15 protein-coding genes are annotated in these 17011 nt (G+C 53.1%); 9 read left to right on the top strand and 6 right to left on the bottom strand.

Translation table 11 applies throughout. From position 1 onward, the window contains the following. The first annotated feature begins 12 nt into the window (after positions 1–12). The 6 genes from SK32_RS19260 to araD all read left to right on the top strand — a co-directional run bounded on the left by SK32_RS19260 (position 13) and on the right by araD (position 6100). Positions 13–945, top strand: a complete 933-nt coding sequence (locus tag SK32_RS19260; protein ID WP_048213678.1) for a DUF4862 family protein — start codon at positions 13–15, stop codon at positions 943–945. A gap of 31 nt (positions 946–976) precedes the next feature. Next, complete coding sequence (locus tag SK32_RS19265) at positions 977–2296, top strand: MFS transporter (RefSeq protein ID WP_003837687.1); 1320 nt, start codon at positions 977–979, stop codon at positions 2294–2296. Positions 2297–2393: 97 nt separating this feature from the next. Continuing rightward, entirely contained in the window at positions 2394–3896 is a 1503-nt protein-coding gene (locus SK32_RS19270; protein ID WP_048213679.1) for an FGGY-family carbohydrate kinase, read from the top strand. Beyond that, complete coding sequence (gene ulaD / locus SK32_RS19275; protein ID WP_048213807.1) at positions 3896–4558, top strand: 3-keto-L-gulonate-6-phosphate decarboxylase UlaD; 663 nt, start codon at positions 3896–3898, stop codon at positions 4556–4558. Before SK32_RS19270 ends, ulaD begins: the two co-directional genes overlap by 1 nt. Continuing rightward, positions 4551–5411 carry an L-ribulose-5-phosphate 3-epimerase gene (locus SK32_RS19280; RefSeq protein WP_048213680.1) on the top strand — a complete coding sequence of 287 codons (861 nt, stop codon included), beginning with the start codon at positions 4551–4553 and terminating at the stop codon, positions 5409–5411. Before ulaD ends, SK32_RS19280 begins: the two co-directional genes overlap by 8 nt. Then, positions 5405–6100, top strand: a complete 696-nt coding sequence (gene araD, locus SK32_RS19285; protein ID WP_048213681.1) for an L-ribulose-5-phosphate 4-epimerase — start codon at positions 5405–5407, stop codon at positions 6098–6100. Before SK32_RS19280 ends, araD begins: the two co-directional genes overlap by 7 nt. A 4-nt stretch (positions 6101–6104) precedes the next feature. On the opposite strand, the gene SK32_RS19290 is transcribed toward araD, so the two are convergent. After that, positions 6105–6920 carry an AraC family transcriptional regulator gene (locus SK32_RS19290; protein ID WP_048213682.1) on the bottom strand — a complete coding sequence of 272 codons (816 nt, stop codon included), beginning with the start codon at positions 6918–6920 and terminating at the stop codon, positions 6105–6107. 251 nt (positions 6921–7171) lie between these two features. On the opposite strand from SK32_RS19290, the gene SK32_RS19295 reads away from it, so the two are divergent. After that, the gene (locus SK32_RS19295; RefSeq protein ID WP_048213683.1) at positions 7172–8572 is read left to right on the top strand and encodes an MFS transporter; all 1401 of its coding nucleotides are present in this window, start codon (positions 7172–7174) and stop codon (positions 8570–8572) included. A gap of 10 nt (positions 8573–8582) precedes the next feature. Beyond that, positions 8583–10538 carry a glycoside hydrolase family 127 protein gene (locus SK32_RS19300; protein ID WP_048213684.1) on the top strand — a complete coding sequence of 652 codons (1956 nt, stop codon included), beginning with the start codon at positions 8583–8585 and terminating at the stop codon, positions 10536–10538. Between the two features lie 92 nt (positions 10539–10630). Here the strand turns inward: SK32_RS19300 and SK32_RS19305 are convergent, their stop codons facing one another. Continuing rightward, positions 10631–11371: a MipA/OmpV family protein gene (locus SK32_RS19305; RefSeq protein ID WP_048213685.1), complete on the bottom strand. Its 741-nt coding sequence runs from the start codon at positions 11369–11371 to the stop codon at positions 10631–10633. Positions 11372–11492: 121 nt separating this feature from the next. Between SK32_RS19305 and SK32_RS19310 the strand changes: the two genes are divergently transcribed. After that, a complete protein-coding gene (locus SK32_RS19310) occupies positions 11493–12437 on the top strand; it encodes a LysR family transcriptional regulator (RefSeq protein ID WP_048213686.1) in 945 nt (314 codons plus the stop codon). Between the two features lie 25 nt (positions 12438–12462). On the opposite strand, the gene SK32_RS19315 is transcribed toward SK32_RS19310, so the two are convergent. From SK32_RS19315 to yiaY, 4 genes are all read right to left on the bottom strand, one after another. Further along, the gene (locus tag SK32_RS19315) at positions 12463–13599 is read right to left on the bottom strand and encodes an HlyD family secretion protein (RefSeq protein WP_048213687.1); all 1137 of its coding nucleotides are present in this window, start codon (positions 13597–13599) and stop codon (positions 12463–12465) included. A 5-nt stretch (positions 13600–13604) separates the two neighbouring features. Further along, entirely contained in the window at positions 13605–13928 is a 324-nt protein-coding gene (locus SK32_RS19320; RefSeq protein WP_048213688.1) for a DUF3302 domain-containing protein, read from the bottom strand. Between the two features lie 184 nt (positions 13929–14112). Continuing rightward, on the bottom strand, positions 14113–15651 hold the full coding sequence (aldB, locus tag SK32_RS19325) for an aldehyde dehydrogenase AldB (protein ID WP_048213689.1): 1539 nt from the start codon (positions 15649–15651) through the stop codon (positions 14113–14115). A 92-nt stretch (positions 15652–15743) separates the two neighbouring features. After that, positions 15744–16895: an L-threonine dehydrogenase gene (gene yiaY, locus SK32_RS19330; protein WP_048213690.1), complete on the bottom strand. Its 1152-nt coding sequence runs from the start codon at positions 16893–16895 to the stop codon at positions 15744–15746. Positions 16896–17011 lie beyond the last annotated feature (116 nt).

Raw genomic sequence — 17011 nt, forward strand, 5'->3', positions numbered from 1 at the left:
AAGGAGCACAACATGAGCGTTAATAATGCCGGTTATATTATCGGTGCGTACCCCTGTGCACCCTCATTTCACCAAAAGAGTGAAGAGGAAGAGAAGGAATTCTGGCGACAGCTCGCCGATACCCCGGATATTCGCGGGCTGGAGCAGCCCTGCCTTGAACATCTTCACCCGTTAGGCGACGAATGGTTATTGCACCATACGCCGGGCGACTGGCAAATCGTGGTCACCGCCATTATGGAAACCATGCGCCGTCGCGGCGCAAACAGCGCTTTTGGGCTGGCTTCCAGCGACGAAGAACAGCGTAAAGCCTGCGTGGCGTATTACCGTCATCTGCAGCAAAAAATCAACCATATCAATGCGACCCACGCCGGAAAAGTGATTGCGCTGGAGCTGCATGCCGCACCCAATGCCAGCAATCCAAATGTTGCGCAGGCCACCGACGCGTTTGCCCGTTCGCTGAAAGAGATTACCTCCTGGGACTGGTCCTGCGATCTGGTGCTGGAACATTGCGATGCCATGACCGGCATTGCGCCGCGCAAAGGCTTTCTGCCGTTAGACAATGTGCTGGAGGTCATTGCCGGGTATGACATCAGCGTGTGCATTAACTGGGCGCGATCGGCCATTGAAGGACAGAACCCCGCCCTGGCGCTGGCCCACACGCAGCAGGCCAAACGGGCTGGAAAACTGGGCGCGCTGATGTTCTCCGGCACCACAATAACGGGAGACTACGGCGAGTGGCAGGACTTACACGCCCCGTTTGCTCCGTTCTGCCCACAAAGCCTGATGACCACCGACCATGCCCGCGAATTATTCGCCTGCGCAGAAGCCGAACCATTGCAATTTGCCGGTATTAAATTGCTGGAAATAAACGCCAATACAGATGTGAACCATCGCGTAGCAATATTGCGCGACGGTATCGCCGCATTAAATAAAGCAAAACTATAAAAATAAAATACTACTCTACGAGAATATTAATATGAACATGACCTCTCGCCCTACACTCAAAGATATACCCCGTCAGCGCTGGCTGCGGATTATTCCACCTATTCTCATCGCCTGTATTATTTCTTATATGGACCGCGTCAATATCGCCTTCGCGATGCCGGGCGGAATGGATGAGGAATTAGGTATTTCCGCCACCATGGCAGGACTGGCTGGCGGTATTTTCTTTATCGGTTATCTGTTTTTACAGGTTCCCGGCGGAAAAATTGCCGTTCACGGCAGCGGCAAGAAATTTATTGGCTGGTCGCTGGTTGCCTGGGCGGTTATTTCCGTCCTCACGGGGTTAATCACTAATCAGTACCAACTGCTGGTTCTGCGCTTTTTACTCGGCGTTGCCGAAGGCGGCATGCTGCCGGTGGTGCTGACGATGATCAGTAACTGGTTCCCCGACGCCGAGCGTGGTCGCGCCAATGCGATTGTGATTATGTTTGTGCCGATTGCCGGGATCATCACCGCTCCGCTCTCGGGTTGGATTATCACCGTTCTCGACTGGCGCTGGCTGTTCATCATTGAAGGTTTGCTTTCCGTCGTTGTACTGGTGCTGTGGGCCTATACCGTTTACGACCGTCCGCAGGAGGCACGCTGGATCTCTGAGGCCGAGAAAAATTACCTGGTCGAAACGCTGGCCGCCGAGCAAAAAGCCATTGCCGGAACGGAAGTCAAAAATGCCTCTCTGGGCGCGGTGCTTTCCGATAAAACCATGTGGCAGCTCATCGCGCTGAACTTCTTCTATCAGACCGGGATTTACGGTTACACCCTGTGGCTGCCGACCATCCTCAAAGAGTTGACGCACAGCAGCATGGGACAGGTCGGTATGCTCGCCATTCTGCCGTACGTCGGGGCCATTGCCGGGATGTTCCTGTTCTCGTCTCTCTCTGACCGCACCGGCAAACGCAAGCTGTTCGTCTGCCTGCCATTGATTGGCTTTGCTCTGTGCATGTTCCTCTCCGTGGCGCTGAAAAATAACGTCTGGCTGGCTTATGCCGCGCTGGTCGGCTGCGGCTTCTTCCTGCAATCGGCAGCGGGCGTGTTCTGGACCATTCCGGCGCGTTTGTTCAGTGCGGAAATGGCCGGGGGCGCACGTGGGGTCATCAACGCGCTGGGCAACCTCGGCGGCTTCTGCGGTCCTTATGCGGTCGGCGTACTCATCACCCTGTATAGCAAAGATGCGGGGGTTTACTGCCTGGCTATCTCACTGGCTCTGGCCGCGCTGATGGCGCTGCTGCTGCCAGCCAAATGCGACGCCGGTGCCGCTCCGCTAAAGACACTGAATCCACATAAACGTACAGCGTAAAACAATGCCCGGTGGCGCTTCGCTTACCGGGCCTACAGGTAGCAACCGTCGTAGGCCGGATAAGCGCAGCGCCATCCGGCAAAAATGAGATAACAAGATGAGTGAGAAAGAGACCTTCTGGCTGGGTATTGATTGTGGCGGTACGTATCTGAAAGCCGGGTTGTATGACGCCAAAGGTCATGAACATGGCATTAACCGGCAATCGTTGCAGACCGCATCGCCACTGCCCGGTTACGCCGAACGCGATATGCACCAGCTGTGGCAACAGTGTGTCACCACGATCGCCGGGCTGTTAGCGCGCACCGGCGTCTGCGGCGATCAAATCAAAGGCGTCGGTATTTCCGCTCAGGGCAAAGGCCTGTTCCTTCTCGATAAGCAGGATAAACCGCTGGGCAATGCCATCCTCTCTTCCGACCGCCGGGCGATGGACATCGTTCAGCGCTGGCAGCAGGATGGGATCCCTGAGCAGCTCTACCCGGTCACCCGCCAGACGTTATGGACCGGGCACCCGGCATCATTGCTGCGCTGGGTGAAAGAGAATCAACCCCAACGTTACGCGCAAATTGGCTGCGTGATGATGGGCCATGACTATCTGCGCTGGTGCTTAACCGGTGTTAAAGGCTGCGAAGAAAGCAATATCTCCGAGTCGAACCTCTACAACATGACTACGGGTCAGTACGACCCGCGCCTGACCCAGTGGCTGGGCATCAGTGAGATCGACAATGCGCTGCCGCCGATTGTCGGCTCAGCAGAAATATGCGGGGAAATCACCGCTCAGACAGCCGCCATAACCGGTCTGGCGGCGGGTACGCCCGTCGTCGGCGGACTGTTTGATGTGGTTTCCACCGCACTCTGTGCCGGTATCGAAGATGAATACACCCTCAACGCGGTGATGGGAACCTGGGCGGTCACCAGCGGGATCGCGCACGGCCTGCGCGACCACGAGGCCCATCCCTATGTCTATGGGCGCTATGTCAACGACGGGCAGTACATCGTTCACGAAGCCAGCCCGACCTCTTCCGGCAATCTGGAATGGTTTACCGCCCAGTGGGGCGAACTCTCTTTTACTGAGATCAATCAGGCCGTTGCCAGCTTACCGAAAGCTGGTAGCGATCTTTTCTTCCTGCCCTTTTTGTACGGCAGCAACGCCGGGCTGGAGATGACCAGCGGCTTTTATGGCATGCAGGCGATACACACTCGCGCCCACTTATTGCAGGCCATCTACGAAGGCGTGGTTTTCAGCCACATGACCCACCTCAACCGCATGCGCGAGCGCTTTACGCAGGCGCATACCCTGCGCGTCACCGGCGGCCCGGCGCACTCCGATATCTGGATGCAGATGCTGGCAGACGTCAGCGGTTTACGTATCGAATTGCCGCAGATTGAAGAGACCGGTTGCTTTGGCGCTGCGCTCGCCGCCCGCGTCGGCACCGGCGTTTATTCCAACTTCAGCGACGCCCAGCGCAGCCTGGAGCACCCGGTGCGCACGTTATTGCCGGACGCCGCCGCGCAGGCGAGCTACCAGCGTAAATACCGCCAATACCTGGATTTAATTACCGCACTACAGGGCTACCACGCCCGCATTAAGGAGCACGAATGATGAGTCGACCATTACTGCAACTGGCGCTCGACCACACCAGCCTTGAAGCCGCACAACGCGACGTCGCGCTGCTACAAGAGAGCGTCGATATCATTGAGGCGGGGACGATTCTCTGCTTAACCGAAGGGCTGAGCGCCGTGAAAGCCCTGCGCGCTCAGTGCCCGAATAAAATCATCGTCGCCGACTGGAAAGTGGCCGATGCGGGCGAAACCCTCGCGCAGCAAGCCTTTGGAGCAGGTGCCAACTGGATGACCATCATCTGTGCTGCGCCGCTGGCGACGGTAGAGAAAGGTCATGGCGTCGCGCAGTCCTGCGGCGGCGAAATTCAGATGGAGCTGTTCGGTAACTGGACGCTGGATGATGCCCGCGACTGGTATCGCGTTGGCGTTCGCCAGGCGATTTACCATCGTGGCCGCGATGCGCAGGCCAGCGGACAACAGTGGGGAGAAGCAGACCTGGCGCGCATGAAGGCGCTTTCTGATATTGGTCTGGAACTGTCGATTACCGGTGGGATCACGCCCGCCGATCTGCCGTTGTTCCGCGAAATTAACGTCAAAGCTTTTATTGCCGGGCGTGCGCTGGCGGGAGCGCAAAACCCAGCGCAGGTTGCTGGCGAATTCCATGCGCAAATCGACGCCATCTGGGGAACACAGCATGCGTAATCATCCATTAGGTATCTATGAAAAAGCACTGGCGAAAGACCTCTCCTGGCCGGAGCGCCTGGTGCTGGCGAAAAGCTGCGGTTTTGATTTCGTCGAGATGTCGGTGGATGAAACCGATGAGCGTCTGTCGCGTCTCGACTGGAGCCCGGCTCAGCGCGCCTCGCTGGTTAGCGCAATGCTGGAAACCGGCGTGGCAATCCCTTCAATGTGCCTGTCAGCCCACCGTCGGTTTCCTTTTGGCAGCCGCGATGAAGCCGTGCGTGAGCGGGCGCGAGAAATAATGAGCAAAGCCATTCGCCTGGCGCGCGATTTAGGCATTCGCACCATTCAACTGGCAGGCTACGACGTCTATTACGAAGAACATGACGCAGGCACGCAGCAGCGCTTTGCCGAAGGACTGGCATGGGCAGTGGAGCAGGCTGCCGCTGCGCAGGTGATGCTGGCGGTAGAAATCATGGATACCGCGTTTATGAACTCGATCAGCAAGTGGAAAAAGTGGGACCAGATGTTGTCCTCGCCGTGGTTCACCGTCTATCCGGACGTGGGCAATCTAAGCGCCTGGGGGAATGATGTCACTGCCGAATTGACGCTGGGCATTGACCGCATCGCTGCTATCCACCTGAAAGACACGCTGCCGGTAACCGAAACCCATCCGGGCCAGTTTCGCGATGTGCCGTTTGGCGAAGGGTGCGTGGACTTTGTTGGCATCTTCAAAACGCTGCATCAGCTGAACTATCGCGGGTCGTTTCTGATTGAAATGTGGACTGAAAAAGCGAAAGAGCCGGTACTGGAAATTATCCAGGCACGGCGCTGGATAGAAGCACGCATGCAGGAAGGAGGATTTCCATGTTAGAACAACTGAAAGCCGAGGTGCTGGCGGCCAATCTGGCGCTTCCGGCACATGGTTTAGTGACCTTTACCTGGGGCAACGTCAGCGCAGTGGATGAAACACGTAAACTGATGGTGATTAAGCCATCCGGCGTGGAATATGAGGTGATGACCGCCGACGACATGGTGGTAGTGGATATTGCCAGCGGCAACGTGGTGGAAGGCAGTAAAAAACCGTCGTCCGACACGCCAACACATCTGGCGCTGTATCGTCGTTATCCCCAGATCGGCGGGATCGTCCATACCCATTCTCGCCACGCGACGATCTGGTCGCAGGCGGGTCTGGATCTCCCTGCATGGGGCACCACGCATGCCGATTATTTCTATGGTTCTATTCCGTGTACGCGCCTGATGACTGCTGAAGAGATCAACGGGGAATATGAATATCAAACCGGAGAGGTGATCATTCAGACCTTCGAGCAGCGCGATCTCAATCCGCTGCAGGTTCCGGCGGTATTGGTGCACTCCCACGGACCATTCGCCTGGGGTAAAGACGCGGCAGACGCGGTGCATAACGCCGTGGTGCTCGAAGAGTGCGCCTACATGGGGTTGTTCTCTCGCCAGTTAGCCCCGCAGTTGCCGGATATGCAGTCTGAGTTGCTGGATAAACATTATCTGCGTAAACACGGAGCGAATGCCTATTACGGGCAATAACGGGTCAGGCGCTATTGATATGTTCTTTGCAATAGCGCCGTTTCCACGCCGCGGGCGTCAGGCTGGTGTGCTTGTGGAATATTTTGCGAAAATAACCCACGTCATTAAAACCACATTTCATTGCCACCTCGGTTAGCGACAGCGAATCGCTGATTAACAGTTTTTCTGCCGCCCTTACCCGCTGACGGTGCAACGCTTCGGTTAGCGTCAGCCGGAAAGCGCCACGGAAAACGCGCCCCAGATAATCCGCATTGCAATGCAGCTCTTTCGCCAACGTTGAGGCGGAAATCGGCAGGTGGAACCGGGTGTGAATGATTTGCTGCGCTTTCCAGGCCAACGCATTCCCGGGGCTGTCGACAGGTTGCTCGCTGGCGGCTGCGGATATTTGCTGCAAAATCAGCAGCAGGATCAGTTCCAGCGCGATACTGCGATGTATATTTTCCTGCTCGCGTAAGAACTGGCGAAACAGCGAAATAATATATTGTGGCTCGCTCACCCGGGTATGTTGAGGGATAGCAAGTAACGGTTCCGTTATTGATGCGTCGTTTTCTGCCGTCACCTCAAAATGCAGCCAGTAAAATTTCAAATCAGCCGGAAATTGCCCAACGCCAATATGCAAGCGCTGCGGCCACAGCAGCAAACTTTCCCCAGCATTCACGCAAAAAACCGTATGGTCTTCGCGAATCGTTAATGTCCCTTTTTCAACAAAGATAATCTCCCAGGAGTGCAATTGCCGCGCCGGATGGCTACCCACGCCTCGGGAAATAAATAACCCACCATTTTGCACTTTAATCGGAAGAGACATGGACAATTCGAGCATATATATTCAAATTCCCACTTTTCGTATTATTCAAAATACCTTTATCATTGATTATTAATCATAAAATTACTTTTCACCGGATCGAAATCACATTTTCATTATAAAGTCGGAATTGTCATCTTTTTATACTTTTCCCTTCCCTTGTTGCGCTAAACATTTCGTGCAGAATAAATAACGTACTTTGCAAATTACCACTAAAAAACCCGCAATGTAGCGGGGCACTTTCTGAACATCCTCTCCGGGAGTTATTTATGACTTCGGCTCCGATTACGACAAGCGATTTAGCGCATCGTGCGCAAGACGATAAATTATCTCTGCGTGAAAAGATTGGTTATGGATTAGGCGATGCGGGTGGGACGGTCATTACCTGCCTGATCATGAACTTCCTGACATTTTTCTACACCGATGTCTTCGGGTTAACGCCTGCGCTGGTCGGCACATTATTTATTGCTTTGTGTGTATTTGACGCCATTTCCGACCCCATTATGGGCGTGCTGGCCGACCGCACACAAAGCCGTTGGGGGCGCTTTCGCCCGTGGCAACTGTGGGTCGCGGTTCCGATCGGTATTATTGGCGTGCTCACTTTTACCGTCCCGGACGCCAGCATGGGGGTCAAGATCGCCTGGGCATTCGGCACCTATCTCCTGCTCTCTGTCGGCTATACCGCCATCAACGTACCGTATTGTGCGCTGATCAATACGATGACGACCCGCCATAACGAGGTGATCGCCTGTCAGTCCTGGCGCTTTGTGCTGTGCGGCGTGGCGGGATTCCTGGTCTCTGTTGGCCTGCCGTGGATGGTGGATGCTCTCGGTCAGGGTAATGCCGCGCAGGGTTATCAGTTTGGCGTGGGCATCCTGTGTGCCATCGCGGTGGTGATGTTCCTGTGCTGCTTCTTCTGGGTACGCGAGCGTGTGCCACTGGCAATGATGGGAAAATTTACCCTGCGTGAGCACATTGGCGGGCTGCGCAAAAACGATCAGCTATTGTTGATGCTGGTAATGTCTTTCCTGCTGATCAACGTCTTTAATATTCGCGGCGGCGGGTACATGTATTTTATTACCTACGTGCTGGAAGGCAGCACCGCTTATACGTCGCTGTTTTTCACCATGGTGACCTTTGCATCCATCATCGGTTCAGTGATCGTCAGCCCCCTGACCCGCCGCATCGATACCGTCAAACTCTATTACTACACCAATCTGGTGCTGACGGCGCTGGCGGTGCTGATGTGGTTCCTGCCAACCGGCCCGGCTTATCAGACGCTGTGGCTGGCGGTGATCCTCGGTAATGGCATTATTTTAGGCTTCACGCTGCCGTTGCACTTCTCGCTGATGGCCTTCGCCGACGATTACGGCGAGTGGAAAACCGGCGTACGTTCCTCCGGCATGAATTTCGCCTTCAATCTGTTTTTCATCAAGCTGGCCTGGGCCTCAAGTGCGGGGATCATCAGCCTGCTGTTTATTTTTGTCGCCTATCAGCCAGGCGCTGGTAACCAAACCGCCAGTTCGCTGCAAGGAATTACCGCGATGGAGACGCTGCTTCCCGCACTGTTCCACCTGCTGTTGGCGCTGTCTATCCGCATCTGCAAACTCAATAACCCGATGATGTCGCGTATTTCCACCGATCTGCGTCAGCGTCATGTACAGCCTTAAGGAGCACGAAATGAACGTACTGGAAGTCGACCTGCATAAGCTCACCGTCAGCGATCCGTTCCTCGGACAATATCAGCAGTTGGTGCGTGACGTGGTGATCCCCTATCAATGGGATGCGCTCAATGACCGCATTGCAGAGGCGGAACCCAGCCATGCAATAGAGAATTTCCGTATCGCCGCGGGCCTGCAGGATGGCGAGTTTTACGGCATGGTTTTTCAGGATAGCGACGTGGCGAAATGGCTGGAGGCCGTTGCCTGGTCCCTGTGCCAGAAACCCGATGCGGAACTTGAGAAAACGGCCGATGACGTCATTGAACTGGTGGCGGCTGCGCAGTGTGAAGATGGCTATCTCAATACTTACTTCACGGTGAAAGCCCCGAATGAACGCTGGACCAACCTCGCCGAATGTCATGAACTTTACTGCGCCGGTCATTTAATTGAAGCGGGCGTCGCGTTCTTCCAGGCGACGGGAAAACGCCGTTTGTTAGAGGTGGTGTGTCGCCTGGCGGATCACATCGACAGCGTGTTTGGACTCGGGGAGAATCAACTGCGCGGCTACCCCGGACACCCGGAAATCGAGCTGGCGCTGATGCGCTTGTACGAAGTGACCCAGCAACCTCGCTATATGGCGCTGGTAAATTACTTTGTTGAGCAGCGCGGCGCACAGCCTCATTTCTACGACGAAGAGTACGAAAAACGCGGAAAAACCTCTTACTGGCACACCTACGGCCCGGCGTGGATGGTGAAGGACAAGCCCTACAGCCAGGCACATCAGCCTATTTCAGAACAGCAAACTGCTATCGGTCATGCGGTACGCTTTGTCTACCTGATGACCGGCGTGGCGCATCTGGCACGCTTAAGCCAGGACGAAGGCAAGCGTCAGGATTGTCTGCGTCTGTGGAAAAACATGGCCCAGCGCCAGTTGTATATTACCGGCGGGATCGGCTCGCAAAGCAGTGGGGAGGCATTTAGCAGCGATTACGATCTGCCCAACGACTCCGTGTACGCGGAAAGCTGCGCCTCAATCGGCCTGATGATGTTCGCCCGCAGAATGCTGGAAATGGAGGCCGACAGTAAGTATGCCGACGTGATGGAGCGCGCGCTGTACAATACGGTACTTGGCGGCATGGCACTCGACGGCAAGCATTTCTTCTACGTTAATCCGCTGGAAGTGCACCCTAAATCATTAAAATTTAATCATATTTATGACCACGTGAAGCCCGTTCGTCAGCGTTGGTTCGGCTGCGCCTGCTGTCCACCGAATATCGCCCGTGTGTTAACCTCAATTGGTCATTACCTCTACACGCCACGTCAGGACGCGCTGTATATCAATATGTACGTGGGCAATAGCATGGAGGTCCCTGTTGCAAATGGCTCGCTTAAGCTACGTATTAGCGGGGATTACCCATGGCATGAACAGGTAAAAATCGCCATCGAATCACCGCAGTCGGTGTATCACACCCTCGCTCTGCGCCTGCCAGACTGGTGCTCCGCGCCACAGGTTTTGCTGAATGGTCAGCCGGTTGAGCAGGATATTCGCAAAGGCTACTTGCACATCAGCCGGACCTGGCAGGAAGGCGATACGCTCAGTCTGACCCTGCCGATGCCGGTGCGCCGGGTGTACGGAAATCCACTGGTGCGCCATGTGGCAGGGAAGGTCGCTATTCAACGTGGGCCGCTGGTGTATTGCCTGGAGCAGGCCGACAACGGCGAGGAGTTGCATAACTTGTGGCTACCAAAAGAGAGTGAGTTCAGAGTATTCGAGGGTAAGGGGCTGTTCAGCCATAAGATGTTAATTCAGGCTGAAGGTGTGAAGCAAAGTCGCGCCGACGCGACGCAGCAATCCTTGTGGCACTATGATGTTTCACCGGCTTCGCGTCAGGCGCATACCCTGACGTTTATTCCGTGGTTTAGCTGGGCGAACCGTGGTGAAGGCGAAATGCGTATCTGGGTAAATGAGCGGTAAGTGAAAACGTGCCGGATGGCGACGCTTCACGTCTTATCCGGCCTGCAACACTGAAAAAATTGCCCTCCTCCATGAGGACAAACGGGTGAGAATCAGAAGCGCCAGCTCACCCCTGACAGGAAAGTGAAGCTGTCATCGCGATCGACCATCGGGCTATTTTTAATATCATCCGGCAACACGCTATAGTTAGCGCTGGCCAACAGCGTCAGGTTGCTGGTCAATGCATATTTAGCGGACAAGCCAACATACGGTGTCCAGCTATCGCCAGGGGCATAACTTGATAACCCGCTACGGCGGGATTCATTGCCAGAGATGCCGTAATAATATTGGTTAAAGTTTTCGTCATAGTAGAGCACGCCAACAGCCGGGGTCAGCGTCAGCTTGCCCATCGGCATTTGGCGGAACAGAGACGCTTCTCCTACCCAACCGTTGCTGTTATCCAGCACATCTGCCGCCGCGGAGACTTTCACGCTGCCCCATTTTTCATGGTGATACCATGCTGCACCCGCCATCGCGGTAGCGTCACGCTTATCCAGCTTTTTCATCGCCTGGTCGTCGTTATCACCTGGATCAAACTCAAGCGGCATATATGAGGCAGTAATGCTAAATTCATTGCTTTCGTTTTTTGAAAGAATATAACCTAACGTTGTTTGCCTAAAATAAAATGATTCACTTTCATAACTGACAAGCGGTACTGCGTGAACATTATCATTATATCCACGATAAGGAGATTCATTATATACAGCGCCACCGCCAATAGAAAATTCTGCGGCTGTCGCACTCGCCATAAAAGAAAAGGCAAATAGTGCCACAATATTGCTTTTAATTAACATGCCAACATTCCATTTTAAAATAAGCTACAAAGCGCGTGCATAATAATGCTTACAATTTCATCGGTGCAACATCCATATTTATATAGTAATATATAAAAAATTATATATATCGGGCTTGGCGATGAATAAATTACAACTTAAACACCGGGAACTGAAGATTATTTCGGTAATCGCTGCCAGTGAAAACATCAGCCACGCAGCGACCATCCTCGGCATTGCACAAGCTAACGTCAGTAAGTATCTTGCTGATTTTGAATCAAAGGTTGGATTAAAGGTGTTTGACCGCACCACCCGACAGTTGACCCTCACGCCGTTTGGTACCGCGCTGCTCCCTTACATCAATGACATGCTAGACCGAAACGATCAGTTGAATAATTTCATTGCTGACTATAAGCACGAAAAACGCGGCCGGGTAACGGTATATGCGCCAACCGGGATTATTGCTTACCTGTCGCAACATGTTATCGCAAAAATTCAGAATATCGGCGACATTAGCCTCTCACTGAAAACATGTAATCTTGAACGGAAAGCATTTTATGAAGGCGTCGACTTTCCTGATGATTGTGATGTTTTAATCACCTATGCGCATCCCAAAGACGAATCATTGGTCGCCAGTTTTATTACTAAATATGCAGTAACGGCCTTTGCCAGCCCGGAATATATTAGCACTCATCCTATAAGCGGCCCTGAAGATCTTGAACAGCACTCTTGTATTCTGATTGATTCCATGATGATCGACGATGCCAATATTTGGCGATTTACCTCCACCGGTGGCAAAGAGATGCACGACTACCGCGTGACGGGAAATTACGTCTGCGACAACACACAGTCTGCACTGGCGCTGGCTCGAAACCATCTGGGCATTGTTTTTGCGCCGAATACGAGCGTGCAAAAGGATGTTCAGGTCGGGTTGCTGGTCCCGTGTTTTTCTGAACAACATGAATGGTGGCTGGATCTGGTAGCGATTTTCCGCAAGCGTGAGTATCAGCCCTGGCGGGTGCAGTATATTCTTGATGAGATGTTGGCTGAGATTCGCCGGCAGCTTACTCAGTCGCTGGAGCAGTAGACTGAGCAAGCAAAACAGCCTGGGTTTAATGATCGAGATACAGGTAATGCACCCAACTGGTCATTCGCAACAAGACTTTGCGCATGACTGACACATGTTCGAAGTGGTCAGAATATACGGCGACCTGCGCGTAAATCCCGTCAGGTAACGCGCTAACCTCCGCATTATCATTCAGCTCAATCGTGGCGATCACCCCTTCAGAACCGGGCGTAGAATTTAAGGATTGCAGCGCCCCGTTCGACTGGTATGTACCACCCGGTACGGCCGGACTGATAGCAGCCAGTTTACCGCTAAATACTTTACCCGGCAGGGCGTTAAACACCACTTCCGCTTCATCGCCTGGCTCCAGTCGCAGCAGCGAGTTTTGACGGAACTGGGCGATAATTTGCCGTTTTTGATCCGGGATAAACACCATCACCGGGCGCATAGGCAGTGCGGCGGCATAGGTTCCCGGACGCATCAGCACCTGCGTCACATAGCCATCGCTGGGCGCGCGAACCACGGTCTGGTCCAGATTGAACTCCGCTTCTGCTAACTGTGCTTTCAGGCTGGCAATTTGTGAATTTTCCCCCAGCACCAGGCTGTCTAACTGACTCTGGATTTGCTGTTGTTCCGCAATGGAGGACTTCACCGATGCTTCCTGCGCCAGATAGTTTTGCCGCGCCGCGTCGATATCGCGTTCAGAAAAAGGATTCACCTTCGCCTGGCTTCCCTGCGCATAGCGCTGATAATCTTTCGCCAGCTTGTCACGGGTAGCCTTTGCCCGTTGCGTGTTGGCTTGCATTTCATCCAACTGCGCAGCAAGAGCCTGCTCTTTATGCTGTGCGGTGACAATATCGGCTTTCAGACGATCGACCCGCGCCTGATAACGCCCCGGATTAAGTTTGAATAGCGCCTCGCCTTTTTTGATCAGTGTATTCTTCTTATCTGTCACTTCCGTCACGACACCCGTTACCTGCGGCACTACGGGAATAGAAATTACCGCCTTTTGCGCCTTAAAGGTATACGGATGATTATAATTCATCAGTAATATCAGTCCGCACACAATAAATATACCGCCCAATGCTGCGGTAGGTACTGTCCATTTATTGACAGGAATTTTAAAAATCTTAAATATTGACCATGCACACGCTACATAGGTCAGAACAATCAGTAAATCCATCGATATTACTCCGCCGCAGAGGTCTTCACCTCACCCAATTTTTTTTCCAGATCGGCAACCCTTGCCTGCAGCTGGATCAGGGAAGAATCCGCGCTCTGCATGCCCCATCCGCGCTCCGGGCGATAAAGCGTTGCCCAGATCCATAAAAAGGGCCAAATAACATGTAAGGTAAACAAACTCACCCAACCCGCAACATGTATTGCGTCGGTATGAGGATGATTACGTTTTTTTGCAATGAGATAGGGAATATCATGCAGAATAATAACCCCATAAAAAATGACCAGGAATACAAAAATAAGCACTCCTAATGCAAAATAATCAAGAAACATATTTGCCTCAGAGATTGAAATAACAAATAAGAATTCTATTTGGATTTAAAAATAGATTGGAGGATAGTAGATGAATATGTACATGGAGTGCAATTATCTTGTTTATATAACGACATATGGGTTTTTATATAACTGCAGAATAAAGATATGCCCGGCGCAAAACCGGGCAATAAGTGACGAGAAATTAAAACAGTCCCAGTGGTTTATCCGAGTAGCTCACCAGCAGGCACTTGGTTTGCTGATAATGCTCGAGCATCATTTTGTGTGTCTCGCGCCCGATGCCCGACTGCTTATAGCCGCCGAACGCGGCGTGAGCCGGGTAAGCGTGGTAACAGTTGGTCCAGACACGGCCAGCCTGAATACCGCGTCCCATCTTGTATGCCAGATTGCCGTTGCGACTCCAGACGCCAGCGCCGAGTCCATATTGCGTGTCATTGGCGATTTCCAGCGCCTCTTCCATGGTTTTGAAGGTCGTGACCGCCAGCACCGGGCCGAAGATCTCTTCCTGGAAAACCCGCATGTTGTTCTTACCAAACAGAATGGTTGGTTCGAGGTAATAACCCTCTTTTAACTCGCCATCCAGGTGCTTGCGCCGCCCGCCGGTGAGAACATCTGCACCTTCTTTCTTACCAATGTCGATGTAATTCAGAATAGTTTCCAGTTGACCATGCGACACCTGCGCGCCCATCTGCGTCACGCTGTCTAACGGATTACCGCTACGAATACTCTCCACGCGGCGAATGGCCCTTTCCATAAAACGTTCGTAAATGGATTCCTGAACCAGCGCACGACTCGGACAGGTACACACTTCGCCCTGGTTGAAGGCAAACAATGCAAAACCTTCCAGCGCTTTGTCAAAGAACGCATCTTCTTCATCCATCACGTCCGCGAAGAAGATATTGGGTGACTTGCCGCCCAGTTCCAGCGTGACAGGAATAATGTTCTGCGTGGCGTACTGCATGATCTGCTGCCCAACTTCCGTCGAACCTGTAAACGCCACTTTCGCAATGCGTTTAGAGGTCGCCAGATACTCCCCGATTTCCCCACCCGCGCCGTTTACCACGTTCACCACGCCAGGCGGGAGCAGATCGCCGATGACTTCCATCAGCAACAGCACGGACAGCGGCGTCAGGCGCGCGGGTTTCAGCACCACGCAGTTACCCGCCGCCAGCGCGGGTGCCATCTTCCAGCTGGCCATCAGCAGCGGGAAGTTCCACGGAATAATTTGCCCTACCACACCAAGAGGTTCATGGAAGTGATAAGCCACGGTTTCGCTATCAACCTCGCTGATTCCCCCTTCCTGCGCACGAATACAGGAGGCAAAATAGCGGAAATGGTCAATTGCCAGCGGCACATCTGCCGCACTGGTTTCACGGATAGGTTTACCGTTATCCCAGGTTTCAGCCGTCGCCAGCAGCTCCAGATTTTGCTCCATACGATCGGCAATTTTGAACAGAATCGCCGCCCTGTCCTGCACGGATGTCTGCGCCCACTTGTCTTTTACTTTGTGCGCGGCATCCAGTGCCAGATCGATATCTTTTTTGCCGGAAGAGGCCACTTCGCACAGTAATTGCCCGGTAACTGGCGTCAGGTTCTGGTAATACTCACCGTCCACTGGTGCAACCCAGTCGCCGCCGATAAAGTTATCGTATCGGGCCTTTAACTTCAGAGGGTAACCATACTCGCCGGGATAAATACGCGTTGAAGGGGGGTTGTTGGTCATGACCGTCTCCTTGCTGTAGGGGTACTACAAGGGTAGACGGGGCTGGCGAATTATTCGCCAGCCTTTTACTGCTTTACGACAGGTATCACGAATTACATGGCAGCACGATAAATCGCCATGATTTCTTCATGTGTCGCCTGGATCGGGTTAGTAAAACCACAGGCATCTTTCAGAGCGTTGGTCGCCAGAACAGCAAAATCTTCTTCCTTAACGTTCAGCTCACGCAAACCTGCCGGAATATTCACTTTCTGCGCCAGTTCGCGGATTGCCGCGATACAGGCTTCGGCTCCTTGCGCATCGTTCAATCCAGCCACGTCGACGCCCATTGCCGCAGCACAATCGCGCAGACGAGCTGCGGCCACCTTGCTATTGAAGACCTGAACGTGCGGTAGCAGTACCGCATTGCAGACACCGTGCGGCAGGTCGTAGAAACCACCCAACTGATGCGCCATTGCGTGAACGTAACCCAGAGAGGCGTTGTTGAATGCCATACCTGCGAGGAACTGTGCGTAAGCCATCGCTTCACGTGCCTGAGCATTGGCGCCATCTTCCACGGCGATCGTCAGGTTCTCGGCAATCATCGTCACGGCTTTAAGCGCACATGCATCGGTGATCGGCGTTGCCGCAATGGAGACATACGCTTCAATCGCGTGAGTCAGCGCATCCATACCGGTTGCCGCTGTCAGGGACTTCGGCATACCGACCATCAGCGAAGAATCATTGACGGACAGCAGCGGTGTAACGTGCTTATCGACAATCGCCATTTTGATGTGGCGTACTTCGTCGGTAATGATGCAAAAACGGGTCATTTCAGATGCCGTTCCCGCCGTCGTGTTAATGGCAATCATCGGCAACTGCGGTTTTGCAGAACGGTCGACGCCTTCGTAATCACTAATATCGCCGCCGTTAGCCGCCACCAGCGCAATCCCCTTCGCACAATCGTGTGGGGAACCGCCACCGAGGGAAATTACGCTATCACAGGCATTTTCTTTCAGCATTTGCAGACCTGCGGCAACGTTGCTGGTTGTCGGATTAGGATGCGTACCATCATAAATTACGCTGAAAATATCACGTTCCTGCAGCGCTTTTTGAATTTCACTCGCCATACCTAATTTCGCCAGCATGGCATCCGTGACAATTAACGTACGACGAAAACCATATTCCGCCATTGTATTCATTGCATCTTTTAATGAACCAGCGCCAATTACATTCACGGAAGGAATAAAAAATGTTGAAGCAGCCATTGTACGATCCTTAATTACTCAAAAGAGGCAGGAAGCATACGAGTGATAATCCCAACAAAATATGATCGTGGTTGTTATTTTAATAACATTGAAAATTAAAAAGCACATTAGGTTCA

It is taken from the genome of Citrobacter sp. MGH100, assembly GCF_001034465.1.
Lineage (GTDB): Bacteria > Pseudomonadota > Gammaproteobacteria > Enterobacterales > Enterobacteriaceae > Citrobacter > Citrobacter youngae.

Bases quoted from the DNA above. Each gene is read 5' to 3' on its own strand.
- SK32_RS19260 (WP_048213678.1), top strand. From the start codon at position 13: ATGAGCGTTAATAATGCCGGTTATATTATCGGTGCGTACCCCTGTGCA.
- SK32_RS19265 (WP_003837687.1), top strand. From the start codon at position 977: ATGAACATGACCTCTCGCCCTACACTCAAAGATATACCCCGTCAGCGC.
- SK32_RS19270 (WP_048213679.1), top strand. From the start codon at position 2,394: ATGAGTGAGAAAGAGACCTTCTGGCTGGGTATTGATTGTGGCGGTACG.
- ulaD (WP_048213807.1), top strand. From the start codon at position 3,896: ATGAGTCGACCATTACTGCAACTGGCGCTCGACCACACCAGCCTTGAA.
- SK32_RS19280 (WP_048213680.1), top strand. From the start codon at position 4,551: ATGCGTAATCATCCATTAGGTATCTATGAAAAAGCACTGGCGAAAGAC.
- araD (WP_048213681.1), top strand. From the start codon at position 5,405: ATGTTAGAACAACTGAAAGCCGAGGTGCTGGCGGCCAATCTGGCGCTT.
- SK32_RS19290 (WP_048213682.1), bottom strand. From the start codon at position 6,920: ATGCTCGAATTGTCCATGTCTCTTCCGATTAAAGTGCAAAATGGTGGG.
- SK32_RS19295 (WP_048213683.1), top strand. From the start codon at position 7,172: ATGACTTCGGCTCCGATTACGACAAGCGATTTAGCGCATCGTGCGCAA.
- SK32_RS19300 (WP_048213684.1), top strand. From the start codon at position 8,583: ATGAACGTACTGGAAGTCGACCTGCATAAGCTCACCGTCAGCGATCCG.
- SK32_RS19305 (WP_048213685.1), bottom strand. From the start codon at position 11,371: ATGTTAATTAAAAGCAATATTGTGGCACTATTTGCCTTTTCTTTTATG.
- SK32_RS19310 (WP_048213686.1), top strand. From the start codon at position 11,493: ATGAATAAATTACAACTTAAACACCGGGAACTGAAGATTATTTCGGTA.
- SK32_RS19315 (WP_048213687.1), bottom strand. From the start codon at position 13,599: ATGGATTTACTGATTGTTCTGACCTATGTAGCGTGTGCATGGTCAATA.
- SK32_RS19320 (WP_048213688.1), bottom strand. From the start codon at position 13,928: ATGTTTCTTGATTATTTTGCATTAGGAGTGCTTATTTTTGTATTCCTG.
- aldB (WP_048213689.1), bottom strand. From the start codon at position 15,651: ATGACCAACAACCCCCCTTCAACGCGTATTTATCCCGGCGAGTATGGT.
- yiaY (WP_048213690.1), bottom strand. From the start codon at position 16,895: ATGGCTGCTTCAACATTTTTTATTCCTTCCGTGAATGTAATTGGCGCT.